A 13,325-nucleotide genomic window follows, 5' to 3' on the forward strand; every position below is an offset into this window, starting at 1 on the left:
CTATTTTGGGCATTATTCGATACCTTTAAGGTATGGAACTACGTCACATACGCTATTTTCTTACGCTTGCTCAGGAACTTCATTTCGGCAAAGCCGCACAAAAGCTTTGTATTACTCAACCTCCACTCAGTCGTCAAATTAAAGAAATGGAAATGGAACTTGGTGTACAGCTTTTCCTGCGATCAAATAAACGAGTTGTTTTAACAGTTGCGGGGGAACATTTTAAAAAAGAAGCAAGCTCTATCCTAGCGCAATTAGAACTCCTCAAGCAGCAAACAAATCAAATTTATCACTCCTTCGCAGGAGAGATCAAAATAAGTCACACGGGTTCTATTGATAAGAGGCAATTAGGCCTTCTAATCCAACGTATCGACGAGTCTTATCCCTTCTTAAATGCGAAACTATTTGAACTCTCTAGCGACCGCCAAATACAACTGTTGACGGACCGAAAAATGGACCTAGGTATCATACGTGCGCCAGCAAGTTCTCCACTACTTCATTCTTTGAAACTCTATGACGATGGTTTTGCATTAATGTATCCTACGACATTCAATTTACCGGTCGACATGTCTCTGCTATCTCAAGAAGCATTTATCGCATTTGACATGGATAATGCGCAGTTCTATCATCGGCACGTAACCGCTTATTGCGCACAATTAGGTTTCACACCCACGGTGCGTCACGAATGTAACAACATGGCATCCATAATCGAGTTTGTGCATCTGGGGTTAGGAATCAGTGTCGTTCCCCAATCGCTCCAAGAACAATGTCGTAATCTCAATATTAATTTTTTAAATTTGGCAGACATAACGCTAAAGACAGACGTCATGCTTGCATATAGTAAAAACAGTAAGCATCCAGCGATGGATGAATTATGCAATTTGATACTTCAAATTTTTAAAGGATGAGATTATATTCAATAGATACTGGTTTTTTTAAACTCGACGGTGGAGCAATGTTCGGCGTAGTTCCCAAATCAATTTGGCAAAAATTAAGTCCACCTGACGAACGTAACCTATGTACGTGGGCTACTAGACTCCTACTGATTGAAGATGAGGACCGGTTAATTCTGATAGACACGGGGCTGGGAGACAAACAAGATGATAAGTTCTTTTCTCATTATCATCTTCATGGCGAGGATACCATCGATTCTTCGCTCGCTAAATACGGATTTCGACGTGAGGATATAACTGATGTTATCTTGACCCACCTGCATTTTGATCACTGCGGTGGCGCAATAACACGGGATGGTGAAAAATTAATTCCGGCATTTAAAAATGCAACATACTGGAGTAACGAAAAACATTGGCTATGGGCAACTGATCCGAATCCTCGAGAGAAAGCATCCTTTTTAAAAGAAAACATACTACCGATTCAACAAAGCGGACAGCTAAATTTCATAAAAGAAGGTGACCCTTTTTCTCCTGCAATAAATATACGATACGCGTTTGGCCATACCGAAGCGATGATCTTGCCACAAATTCAGTATAAGGGACATACCATACTATACATGGCCGACTTACTTCCTTCGGTTGCCCATATTCCCCTTCCGTATGTGATGAGCTACGATGTTCGCCCACTTGTCACGATGCAGGAGCGCGTCGATTATTGGACGGAAATCGCGGATAACAAATATATTCTTTTTCTAGAACATGATCCAGTACATACATGTTGTACCTTAAAACATACCGAAAAAGGTGTGCGTTTGGATCAAACATTTCAACTGGAAGACATTTAAAAAGCCGATTTATGGGGATTACCACCCCATCTAGCGCAAAAGGAAGTATCCCGCATAAAATCGACCTTTAGTCGTTCCGAGGGTCTCGAACTAACCTATCGGTTCAAGGTACTGCGCGTAACAATATCCTTCTTCTCCGTCTCGGGTCCGAACTAACCACCACTGGTCATTAGCGCGGCTAATTAAGGTAATAACTTCATCTTTGGCCGCCTTTCCAACGATCGGTTGATCCGTTCCCGGGCCTTTGCGAATGTTTAAATTCGTCGATTCTGTTATAACTCGCACTTCACTACCGACAATCGCAGAGGAAACATCGACATTCATGACAACATCTCCCGAAAGGAAATTTGGGTCAATTTGATTGTAAATATCCCATAACTTATTCTTCACATCCGCGTTAGGCGCTGTGCCTCTTATTTGCAAAACACCTTCCTGTTCAGCAACCTGTAAATCCAGTATATCAGCCGATTTGGCTGTATCTAATAAAATTTTATATTTATCTAATAACCCCATAATATCTTACTTGTTTTTATCTAATTAATGGCTAGTGCCGACATATCGACTTTCTTTGGATTTAACGCATCGAGAGCCATTTTTAACGGCTGCACACGTGTTTGTTCAATATTACCGGTTACCGTAATGACACCGTCTTTAACATCAACATTAACCGTTGGATAATCTTTAGTTGCATCAATCACCTTAGTGATAAGGTCCGCATCATCCAAATTCGTTTGGATCGGTGCCTGCTCAACGATTAATTCATTTACGACAGATTTCACATTGTTAGCATCCGCATTCTTGGCAGCTTCCCCCAGTGAGGTTTTCTCTTCTTCGGTCGCGACCGTTCCTGTAAGCGTCACAACCCCTTCTGCAACTCCGACGACCACGTTCGGGCTGCCAGCGGTTACAGTTTCAACTTTAGCTTGTAAATTAGCATCTGAAACTTTGCTTTTACAAGCTACTATCGAACCGGTAAGCAATAAAGCCAATAATATGGCAGACCATGTACTTCTTCCTTTTTTAATCATTTCCAATTCCATTTTAGTGTTTAACATTTGGAGGTTTATAATATTAAAGAAACAAGAAATTAAAAGTTTTGTTTGAATAATGTGAAAAGGTCGCTTAAGCCTAGAATACCTGAACGATAGTTTGACTGATGCCATTAAACGTAATGCTGTCCCCCGTGCTTTTCCCCAGCATCAATGCCCCAATTGGCGAGGAAGGAGAAACGACCATATAAACGTCCCCGTTATATTCGATTCGCCCCAGGCTAATAGCAATAAAGTAGAATGCTCGATCCGTTAGAACCACCGCGCCCAAAGCAACCGTCAATTTCGCTCCTAAATCAATTTGATGCAACAGATGTTCGTCCACTTTTGCTTGCGCCAATTGATCGTGGAAGCGGTTGAGATCTTGTTGTATCATTTCGCGCGTGGTCTCATATTTGTCCCCCGCGCTACTTTTAGTATCGTTTTCAATAGCTTCTTGCGATTGCCCAATGGCGTGATTGATTTCGTCCAATCGGGCGTTATTCCGTTGTAGGCAAACCTTATACAAAACATCTTTTATTTCCATCGCGCTTTTTATATCTATCTAAAGCGTACTAGCGAGGAGGAATATTTCGCTATCGAACGCAACAAAAAAACGCCAAACACAAGGTTCGGCGCTTTCATCTCATGAAACTTTTAAACTATTTTTTCAACGCATCATTTACGTCGTCTGCTTTTTCTTTTGTTTTATCTACCGCTTTATCAATGGCATTTCCAGTTCTCTCCGCTGCGCCTTTAGTGGCGTCGAGCGCATTATTTGCACCTTCATCGATTTTTTCACCTGCCTTGTTTACTGCGCCTTTAACTTTATCCCAAGCAGAATTTGCTTCGTCGTACGTTTTTCTGGCTGCTTCTTCTGCTTCTTTATCACCTTTGGCAACAGCAGCATCTAGATCCTCTTTTGCTTGTTGAAGCTTCACTTCGGCATCTTCTAATTCCTGATCAACTTCCGAATGCATATGATCCGCATGTTCGTCCACTGTTTCTATTGTGCTATCAAGTTTTTCTCCCACTGAAACTTCACCATCGCCATTCTTGTCTGCCGAGCTGTTACATCCCGCAAAACCGATTGTTCCAACTACTAAGGCTACTAACGCTAATTTCTTCATGTTTTTAATTATATTAATGGTTAACAATGTGCTAAATCAAACAATTACTGTACCAAAACCAAATTATTTCATATAGATCGTTCCCTTTGCGGCCTCCAAAGTATTTTTCAACAAGCCAACAATTGTCATCAAACCGACTCCACCGGGTACCGGCGTAATCCACGATGTTTTTTGTGATACAGCGTCAAAATCAACATCACCATACAATCGATATCCGGATTTCGTTTTACTTGAGACCTCCCGATTAATCCCAACATCAATAACAACAGCTCCAGGCTTTACCATATCCGCGGTCACAAAATTTTTGCGCCCAATTGCTGCTACGATTATATCTGCCTCTAATACCTCTTGTTTTAAATTTTGCGTACGACTGTGTGTTAAGGTCACTGTACAATTCCCAGGATTACTATTTCGAGCGAGTAGGATGCTCATCGGTGAACCAACGATATTGCTACGGCCCACGACAACAGCCTTTTTACCCGCTGTTTCGATTCCATAATGCGCTAACATCAACATGATTCCATACGGGGTCGCAGGGATGAAACAAGGCAAATTACGTTGCATCCTGCCTAAATTAATCGGATGAAAACCATCGACGTCTTTACGATGATCGATTGCTTCGGTAATCTCTTCCGGATCAATATGTTTTGGAAGCGGAAGCTGTACAATAAGCCCATCAATATTTGGATCCGCATTAATTTCTTTGATCTTCGCTATAAGCTGTTCTTGGGTGATATCTACGTCGTAGCGTATATTGGTAGATTCAAAACCGACAAGATCACAGTTACGCATTTTACTTGCCACATAGGTTTCACTTCCTCCGTCGTTTCCCACCAAGATCGCAACCAAGTGTGGTTTACGTCCAGACGCAGCGATAAACGCAGCCGTTTCTACTTTAATATCTTCTTTAATTTTTGCTGAAACCAGCTTTCCATCTAATAAGTTCATCTTCAATTCGAATAGTAATTAAAAAACTGTACGGATGATCAAGGATTTATTAGTCCAATTTGAGTACCGCCATAAATGCTGACTGCGGTATCTCTACGTTTCCAACTGAACGCATCCGCTTTTTACCTTTCTTCTGTTTCTCTAAAAGTTTACGCTTCCGCGAGATATCACCACCATAACATTTCGCCGTTACGTCTTTACGTAATGCCGAAATAGTTTCGCGCGCAATGATTTTTGCACCAATTGAAGCCTGAATTCGAATTTCGAACTGCTGTCTGGGTAAAAGCTCTTTTAATTTCTCACAGATTTTCTTACCAAAGTCGTAAGCATTAGATCTATGAATAAGTGAAGATAACGCATCTACCGGTTCGTCGTTTAGGCGTATATCTAAACGCACTAAATCCGATTGACGATACCCAATTTGGTGATAGTCAAATGAAGCGTATCCTTTTGATATCGTTTTCAACTTATCGTAAAAATCGAACACAATTTCGCCCATGGGCATTTCAAAAACCAATTCAACACGATCTGAAGTTAAATATGATTGGTTAACAATTGTACCACGTTTCTGTATACACAAGGACATCACCGGTCCCACATAATCGGACTTGGTGATAATGTTCGCTTTGATATAAGGCTCATCAATGGAGTCGAGCTTACTGGGATCAGGAAGATCCGATGGATTATGCACGACAACTTCTTCATTATCTTTTGTCAGATATGCGCGATACGATACGTTCGGTACAGTCGTAATCACCGTCATATTGAATTCGCGTTCTAACCGCTCCTGAACGATCTCCATATGGAGCATTCCCAAGAAGCCACAACGGAAACCAAAGCCTAGTGCGGCTGATGATTCAGGTTCAAAGACAAGTGATGCGTCGTTCAATTGTAAACGGTGCATCGACTCGCGCAATTCTTCGTAGTCTTCAGTTTCTACCGGATAGATCCCAGCAAAAACCATTGGTTTTACTTCCTCAAAGCCTTGTATAGCAGAAGCACATGGACGTTCGCGGTGTGTGATGGTGTCCCCTACTTTTACTTCCCGAGCTTCCTTAATACCCGAAATAATGTATCCTACATCACCCGTTTTGATCACGTCTTTCGCGACCTGATTCAACTTCAAAGTACCGATTTCGTCTGCAATATATTCTTTGCCCGTTGCCACGAATTTTACGCGATCGCCCTTGCGTATTTCTCCATTTTCGACTTTGAAATAGGCCATAATCCCCCGAAAGGAATTGAATACAGAATCAAAAATAAGAGCTTGCAGAGGAGCGTCTGGTTCACCAACCGGCGCCGGAACGCGGCTAACAATCGCTTCCAAAATATCGCTAATTCCCATTCCCGTCTTTCCTGACGCTGGAATAATATCTTCACGGCGTCCACCGATGAGTTCCACAATCTGATCTTTCACTTCCTCCGGCATAGCACCAGGAAGATCCATCTTATTTAAAACCGGGATGATCTCTAAGTCGTGTTCGAGCGCTAAATAAAGATTCGAAATTGTTTGTGCTTGGATACCCTGAGATGCATCAACAATCAATAGCGCGCCTTCGCATGCAGCGATTGAACGAGAAACTTCATATGAAAAGTCGACGTGACCGGGCGTATCGATCAAATTCAACACATAGTTCTGTCCATCTTGAATGTATTCCATCTGAATAGCGTGGGACTTTATCGTGATGCCACGTTCGCGCTCCAGATCCATATTGTCCAATAATTGAGCTTGAGCCTCTCGTTGCGTGATCGTCTTTGTGAATTCCAACAAACGATCTGCCAAGGTACTCTTGCCGTGGTCAATATGCGCGATGATACAAAAATTACGTATATGCTTCATACAATGTTTTATCCAATTTTTCTAAACGGCAAATATAATTTTTTTCGGGCAGATAATACGTGTTATCCACGGAAATAAAACTTAAGTGATACCAGACCTCGGACTCCTGCCGTAGAATAGTTCAAAAACTCTCCGCGACCGTAAATACCTAGAACAGTAACCATATCATGATGCAAGCCGTGAAGCTTTCCCCCTGCTAATGCAAAGGCTTAGCGTCTACCCGACGAATCTGGGCTCCTATTGCTTTAAGGCGTTCTTCGATATCCTGATAACCACGTTCAATCTGATCGATATTATAGATGATCGATTTACCTTGGGCCGAAAGTGCTGCAATCAACAAGGATACCCCGGCTCTGATATCCGGCGACGTCATTTCTATTCCACGAAGTTTTGTCTGGTTATTTAAACCGATCACGGTCGCCCTGTGTGGATCGCACAGAATTATCTGTGCGCCCATATCGATTAATTTATCGACGAAAAACAATCTGCTCTCAAACATTTTCTGATGAATAAGTACATTTCCTTTTGCCTGAATTGCAGTGACCAGAACGATACTCAATAGATCGGGAGTGAAGCCCGGCCAAGGTGCATCGGACACGGTTAAAATTGAGCCATCAATAAACGTATCAATTTCATAGGACTCTTGCGCAGGAATAAATATATCATCCCCGCGAAGCTCAAACCGGATGCCCAGTTTTGCAAATACCGTTGGGATGAGTCCAAGTTCCTGAAAGTGCACATCTTTAATGGTCAACTCTGAACCGGTCATCGCCGCCAATCCAATAAAAGAGCCGATCTCGATCATATCAGGAAGCATTCGATGGCTGGTTCCACCTAATTTCTCAACACCCTGAATCGTTAATAAATTTGACCCAATACCCGATATGTCCGCTCCCATTCGGTTTAACATTTTACACAGTTGTTGCAAATAGGGCTCACAAGCCGCATTATAAATGGTGGTTGTGCCTTGTGCTAGCACTGCGGCCATAATAATATTTGCCGTACCGGTAACTGAAGCCTCATCCATCAAGATATAGGCACCCCGAAGCTCTGAGGCATCGACATTAAAGAAATTCTTCTCCGCATCGTACACGAACTTAGCGCCGAGTTTTTCAAAGCCCAAAAAGTGGGAATCTAAACGGCGTCGCCCAATCTTATCGCCTCCCGGTTTAGGAATAGCAGCCTTACCGAAACGAGCCAGTAGCGGCCCGACAATCATAATAGATCCCCGAAGTCCCGCTCCTTTTTCTTTAAATTCCGCAGATAGAAAATAATCGATATTAATCGCATTCGCACGAAATTCGTAGGTATCTTTATTTACGCGCTTAACCTCGACACCTAATGATTCCAGTAAATCGATAAGCTTATTTACATCTTTAATATCCGGAATATTGCTAATGGTAATTTTCTCCTCCGTCAACAAAACGGCAGACAACACCTGCAACGCCTCATTTTTAGCTCCCTGCGGGATAATCTCCCCTTTTAGCTTCTTTCCACCGATTATTTCAAATGCGTTCATATATCGTTTGTTTTACTTTTATGTATTTCAAAAAATTAAAAAAAGAGCAATTGAATAACGAACGTCGCTACACAATTGCCCTCAAATGGTATACGTTTTTCTAACAAAAACTACCGCTTAAAGTGACTCCTTTTTGGTCCAGCACTAAAGCTCTTTTTGCCAGCAGCATGTTTTTTGTTATTGTTATTATTGCTATGACCAGACCCGCCCTGATTATTTCGTTGATTATTGTTATTAGTACTTGAGCTACTCGACGATTTCATACGGTTTCCCGGAGGAGGTGTTTTGAAATCCAACTTGGTTAACACCGTATCGGCAGGTAAAGTCAGCTGGCCCTTTGAAACCTCTTTTAAGTCTTGAATGATATGCTCATCTTGCACACTATCTTTGTTCCAAGTCATATACGCCATCTTCATAAAATTAGCAATTGATAGCGCCATACGTTCGCGGTTCTCCGGACTTGGCATCGCTAATGCCTTTTCAATCATGCGCTCCACTGTGAACCCATAATGTTTAAACCGTATCCGATGCTGCGGATACCCCAGCAATTCAGGCTGCTGATGAATCGCATTGCGATCAGGAATTGGATATGGCGAATCGACATCAATCTTAAAATCAGATATGATATGAAGGTGATCCCATAATTTATGCTTAAAGTCGGAAACATCTCTAAGGTGAGGATTCAACACCCCCATCATATCAATGACAACTTGTGCGTAACGGTTTCTTTCTTCTTTGGTCGGAAGGGTACAAATATAGTCTACCATATTTTGCACATTTCTTCCATATTCCGCCAAAATAAGTTTTGAGCGGGTACTATTATAATCGAAATCCATATTGTGTAGTTTCACGCTAATCTAACGTGTAATTAGCGCCGTTATTATTTTAAGTGGTAATTTATACTATTCTAAGTTTAGCAAATTTAAGCAACAATTGTTTCTGTCCCAACTCTTTGAAGAAAATAGTTGCTTTTATATCCGGTTTATTGCCTTCTAAACTCACAACTTTACCGTAACCGAACCGTTCATGCTCGACTTCCATCCCCACTTGCAAGCCCGAGGTATCCGAAGGGGCGAAGTTCTCGGACGGCACATGTGCTTTGGGTAATATTGAAGTAGTTTTCACTACTTTGGGCTTGGGTTTCGAGTAGGTATCGGTATCTTTTTGCTGCCATGTGACCCTTTCCGATTGGAACCCATTATCCAAGCTTGTGGATGCCGCCCGTTGCTGAAAGTCGATATCGAGACACGCGGGGTTCAATTCATCGAGAAAACGACTCGGCTCGCAATTATTTAATGATCCCCACCGATAACGAGAAGTCGCATATGACAAATGAAGGTTTTTTTCCGCCCGTGTAACGGCCACGTAAAATAGACGCCGCTCCTCCTCGAGCTCCGAACGGGAATTTAACGACAACTGCGAGGGGAATAAGTTCTCCTCGAGTCCAACGATAAACACATTCGGAAATTCCAACCCTTTCGAAGAGTGAATGGTCATCAATGAAACGGTATCTGCATTGGGATCTTTGTCATTATCGTCATTTGTTAGCAACGCGATATCCTGCATAAAAATATCGAGTCCCTTTTCTTCGATATCCTCCCGTTCGGAAAATTCTTTTATTCCATTGAGTAGCTCCTGAATATTTTCATAGCGGCTTATCCCTTCGACGGATTTGTCCTCATAAAGGTCTTTCAATAGTCCGGAATGTTGCGCAATGTGCATCGCTGTTTCAAAAGCACTTTTCGATTTGGCCAGGGCTTGAAAACTCTGAATCATTAACCCAAAATTTCCTACCGCGGAGGCACTGCGCCCATCGAGAAAATTAGATGCATTGGAGACCACATCCCATAGCCTATAATTTTGTTGATCGGCAGCAACCATCACTTTTTCTACGGTTGTATCGCCAATCCCTCGACGCGGGTAATTAATAACGCGTTTTAACGCCTCTTCATCGTTCGGGTTAAACGTCAATCGAAAATAAGCTATTAAATCTTTAATTTCTTTCCGTTGGTAAAATGATGTTCCACCATGCAGCTTATAAGGCACTCCAATTTTACGCAAAGCCTCCTCCATTGAGCGTGACTGTGCGTTTGTGCGATACAAAATCGCAAAATCTTTATAATTCGAACCCTCACGCGAACGCCTTTGCGCAATCTCTTCTGCAACGATCTTCCCTTCTTCATTATCTGAAAAAGCGCGCTTCACCTTTATTTTCTCACCGTCCTCATTCTCCGAAAAAACATTTTTTTCTAACTGGTTTGTATTCTTTTCAATAATACTGTTTGCGGCATTAACGATCATCTTGGTCGATCGGTAATTTTGCTCCAATTTAAACACCTTTACATCAGGGTAGTCTTTTTGGAAGTTTAGGATATTCTGAATATTTGCCCCCCGGAAGGCATAAATACTTTGCGCATCATCCCCGACAACACAGATATTTTCTTGAACAGCGGCGAGCCTTTTTACAATCAGATACTGCGAAAAGTTGGTATCCTGATACTCATCCACCATTAAATACTTGAATTGGTGTTGATATTTATGAAGTACATCCGGATGCTTGTTTAATAAAACATTCGTTTTAAACAAAAGATCATCGAAGTCCATGGCACCGGCGCGGTAACACCGCTGCGCATAGGTCATATAAATTTGTCCTAACTGGCCACGTCCGTTCGCGATATCTTCAGCCAGGATCGCTTCATTCTTATTATATTCCTGAGCAGAAATCAAATTATTCTTTGCCGAGGAAATTCGGCCGTAGACATGATTCGCATTGTAAAGCTTATCATCTAAACTCATTTCCTTGATAATCGAGCGAATTAAACTTTTGGTATCATCCGAATCATAGATGGTAAAATTCTTGGGATAACCAATCAATTCTGCCTCGACGCGTAAAATACGCGCAAAAACCGAGTGAAATGTCCCCATCCAAATATTTTTCGCTTCCGATCCAACGACTTGCATGATACGCTCGCGCATCTCCTTTGCAGCTTTATTGGTGAATGTGAGAACCAATACATTAAACGGATCGATTCCTTGCCGAATCAAATGTGCTACTCTATAGGTAATTACGCGTGTCTTTCCAGAACCTGCACCCGCGACTATCATCACTGGACCTTTAATCTGTTCGACCGCCGCACGTTGAGAAGGGTTTAATCCTGCTAAAAAATCCAAATTTGTCTCCTAAATTTTAAAATAAATTAATCAAAAAAATCGTGTAAAAGTAAGAAAAATAATTTACACCAAGGGAAGGCCAATAGAATACTCTACCGAGATATGACGGAATCTAAATGCATCTTTTTGAATTCGTAAAAACAAAGCTACAGGTAGCTAGCTAGGTCTAAAATGGTGCATCATCTGGCATATCATTCATACGAGAAGGCATCGTAATACCGCCGCCGCCTGCGGGAGGATTACTCGTAAAAGCATCCGACGGATTTATTGCTGAACTAAAAGAATCCGTACCAAAACTATCTGCACTAGCACCGCCGAAATCCTCTTCTAGATCGACAAATTTGACGTATTTACCAATAAACCGCAACGGCACAATCCCCGTTTCACCATTTCTATGTTTCGCGATGATTACCTCACCCACCCCAGCTGTTGGACGTCCCTCTTCATCTTCGGTCAATCCATAATATTCCGGACGATACAAGAACAACACCATATCGGCATCCTGCTCGATAGATCCAGATTCACGTAAATCAGATAACATTGGTCGCTTACTGTTTCCAGGTCTCGATTCCACGGCACGACTTAACTGCGACAAGGCTAGCACAGGGACATTGAGCTCTTTTGCCACAGACTTCAACGCCCTCGAAATACTACCAATCTCTTGCTCGCGGTTCCCCCCCCCCTTACCTTCGGGTTTACCATGCATCAGTTGCAAATAATCGACAATCACCATTTGAATATCGTGCTGCGCTTTGAGTCTCCGACATTTCGCACGAAACTCAAAAACATTTAAAGCTGGCGTATCATCAATAATAAGCGGGGCCTCTGTAAGTCGTCCAATTCGTGAATGCAATTGCTGCCATTCGTGATCAGCCAAGTTCCCTTTTTTTAGTTTTTCTTGCTCAATTTCCGTTTCCCCGGCAATTAAACGATTCACGAGTTGCACCGAGGACATTTCCAAAGAGAAAACCGCAACCGGACGCTGGTGATCCACCGCAGCATTCCGCGCAACAGATAACACGAATGCCGTTTTACCCATTGCAGGACGCGCAGCAATAATCACTAAATCTGACGGCTGCCACCCAGAGGTCATACGGTCTAACGCTGTAAGTCCAGACGGAATACCTGTCAAGCCATCGGTTTTATCGCGAAGCATTTCTAAATTGTTGATTGCTTCGCGCATAATATCGTCCATCATACGCGAGTCGCGACGAAGGTTATTCTGCGCGATGTCAAATAACGACTTTTCAGCCGTATCTAATAAATCAAATATATCTGATGTTTCATCGTAGGCGCTATTAATGATCTCCGTAGAAACCTTAATTAATTCGCGTTGTATAAATTTTTGCGAAATGATACGAGCGTGAAACTCAATATTAGCCGCTGAAACGACGCGATCGGTCAATTGAGTAATGTAGTATGCCCCACCAATAATTTCTAATGCCCCCATCTTCCGAAGCTCCGCCGTAACGGTCAAAATATCAATGGGAGAACTTTGTTGAAACAATCGAAAAATTGCCTCGTATATTTTTTGATGCGCGTCTTTATAAAAAGACTCGGGCTTTAAAATATCAATAATCTCACTTAAGGCATTTTTTTCTAACATCAAGGCCCCGAGCACCGCTTCTTCGAGATCGAGTGCTTGCGGCGGCAATTTTCCAAGCCCCCCGACTAAATTATTCAAATTTGCGCGCTTTTTAGCAAAGTTAGTTTTGCTGCCCATGTTATTGGAAAATTCACTGTCTGTCGTCATTCGGAAAAAGCTTCTGCTGTTAATATTTACTGTATGCTCCTGAGTACCGCACTCGTAATACGGGGAAACAAAAATAGAAAAAAATAACACGATAAAATTAACTAATTGTGAACATCACATTTTAATAATTCGGACATTTCTGTAGCCCCCTTTACATCAGTGACAAATAACACCTAGTTTTACACATCGTTATGTTAG

The 13,325-nt window shown here is 42.0% G+C and carries 12 protein-coding genes; 2 read left to right on the forward strand and 10 right to left on the reverse strand.

What is annotated here, in order from left to right:
- The first annotated feature begins 32 nt into the window (after positions 1–32).
- Both FM107_RS09385 and FM107_RS09390 read left to right on the forward strand, forming a co-directional pair.
- On the forward strand, positions 33–908 hold the full coding sequence (locus FM107_RS09385) for a LysR family transcriptional regulator (RefSeq protein WP_086948254.1): 876 nt from the start codon (positions 33–35) through the stop codon (positions 906–908).
- Positions 905–1,738, forward strand: coding sequence for an MBL fold metallo-hydrolase (locus tag FM107_RS09390; protein WP_086948255.1), 834 nt, complete (start codon positions 905–907; stop codon positions 1,736–1,738). Before FM107_RS09385 ends, FM107_RS09390 begins: the two co-directional genes overlap by 4 nt.
- Positions 1,739–1,828: 90 nt before the next feature.
- On the opposite strand, the gene FM107_RS09395 is transcribed toward FM107_RS09390, so the two are convergent.
- The 10 genes from FM107_RS09395 to dnaB form a co-directional block, all read right to left on the reverse strand.
- Positions 1,829–2,251 (reverse strand): SH3 domain-containing protein, encoded by a 423-nt coding sequence (locus FM107_RS09395; RefSeq protein ID WP_086948256.1) that lies wholly within the window; start codon positions 2,249–2,251, stop codon positions 1,829–1,831.
- Positions 2,252–2,271: 20 nt separating this feature from the next.
- On the reverse strand, positions 2,272–2,793 hold the full coding sequence (locus FM107_RS09400; protein ID WP_256959450.1) for a BON domain-containing protein: 522 nt from the start codon (positions 2,791–2,793) through the stop codon (positions 2,272–2,274).
- Between the two features lie 73 nt (positions 2,794–2,866).
- Positions 2,867–3,313: a hypothetical protein gene (locus tag FM107_RS09405; protein ID WP_086948257.1), complete on the reverse strand. Its 447-nt coding sequence runs from the start codon at positions 3,311–3,313 to the stop codon at positions 2,867–2,869.
- 115 nt (positions 3,314–3,428) lie between these two features.
- A complete protein-coding gene (locus tag FM107_RS09410) occupies positions 3,429–3,896 on the reverse strand; it encodes a hypothetical protein (protein WP_086948258.1) in 468 nt (155 codons plus the stop codon).
- A gap of 63 nt (positions 3,897–3,959) precedes the next feature.
- Positions 3,960–4,844, reverse strand: a complete 885-nt coding sequence (locus FM107_RS09415) for a bifunctional 5,10-methylenetetrahydrofolate dehydrogenase/5,10-methenyltetrahydrofolate cyclohydrolase (protein WP_086948259.1) — start codon at positions 4,842–4,844, stop codon at positions 3,960–3,962.
- 49 nt (positions 4,845–4,893) lie between these two features.
- Complete coding sequence (lepA, locus tag FM107_RS09420; RefSeq protein WP_086948260.1) at positions 4,894–6,684, reverse strand: translation elongation factor 4; 1,791 nt, start codon at positions 6,682–6,684, stop codon at positions 4,894–4,896.
- A 196-nt stretch (positions 6,685–6,880) separates the two neighbouring features.
- Complete coding sequence (murA, locus tag FM107_RS09425) at positions 6,881–8,203, reverse strand: UDP-N-acetylglucosamine 1-carboxyvinyltransferase (RefSeq protein WP_086948261.1); 1,323 nt, start codon at positions 8,201–8,203, stop codon at positions 6,881–6,883.
- A gap of 110 nt (positions 8,204–8,313) precedes the next feature.
- Entirely contained in the window at positions 8,314–9,039 is a 726-nt protein-coding gene (locus tag FM107_RS09430) for a DUF4290 domain-containing protein (RefSeq protein ID WP_086948262.1), read from the reverse strand.
- A 61-nt stretch (positions 9,040–9,100) separates the two neighbouring features.
- A complete protein-coding gene (locus tag FM107_RS09435; RefSeq protein ID WP_086948263.1) occupies positions 9,101–11,374 on the reverse strand; it encodes an ATP-dependent helicase in 2,274 nt (757 codons plus the stop codon).
- A 166-nt stretch (positions 11,375–11,540) separates the two neighbouring features.
- Entirely contained in the window at positions 11,541–13,127 is a 1,587-nt protein-coding gene (dnaB, locus tag FM107_RS09440) for a replicative DNA helicase (protein WP_086948264.1), read from the reverse strand.
- Positions 13,128–13,325: the final 198 nt, after the last annotated feature.

Source organism: Sphingobacterium sp. JB170 (assembly GCF_900163865.1).
In the GTDB taxonomy this organism is placed as follows: Bacteria; Bacteroidota; Bacteroidia; order Sphingobacteriales; family Sphingobacteriaceae; genus Sphingobacterium.

Coding starts and splice junctions, on each gene's coding strand:
- FM107_RS09385 (WP_086948254.1), top strand. CDS start 33: ATGGAACTACGTCACATACGCTATTTTCTTACGCTTGCTCAGGAACTT.
- FM107_RS09390 (WP_086948255.1), top strand. CDS start 905: ATGAGATTATATTCAATAGATACTGGTTTTTTTAAACTCGACGGTGGA.
- FM107_RS09395 (WP_086948256.1), bottom strand. CDS start 2,251: ATGGGGTTATTAGATAAATATAAAATTTTATTAGATACAGCCAAATCG.
- FM107_RS09400 (WP_256959450.1), bottom strand. CDS start 2,793: ATGTTAAACACTAAAATGGAATTGGAAATGATTAAAAAAGGAAGAAGT.
- FM107_RS09405 (WP_086948257.1), bottom strand. CDS start 3,313: ATGGAAATAAAAGATGTTTTGTATAAGGTTTGCCTACAACGGAATAAC.
- FM107_RS09410 (WP_086948258.1), bottom strand. CDS start 3,896: ATGAAGAAATTAGCGTTAGTAGCCTTAGTAGTTGGAACAATCGGTTTT.
- FM107_RS09415 (WP_086948259.1), bottom strand. CDS start 4,844: ATGAACTTATTAGATGGAAAGCTGGTTTCAGCAAAAATTAAAGAAGAT.
- lepA (WP_086948260.1), bottom strand. CDS start 6,684: ATGAAGCATATACGTAATTTTTGTATCATCGCGCATATTGACCACGGC.
- murA (WP_086948261.1), bottom strand. CDS start 8,203: ATGAACGCATTTGAAATAATCGGTGGAAAGAAGCTAAAAGGGGAGATT.
- FM107_RS09430 (WP_086948262.1), bottom strand. CDS start 9,039: ATGGATTTCGATTATAATAGTACCCGCTCAAAACTTATTTTGGCGGAA.
- dnaB (WP_086948264.1), bottom strand. CDS start 13,127: ATGACGACAGACAGTGAATTTTCCAATAACATGGGCAGCAAAACTAAC.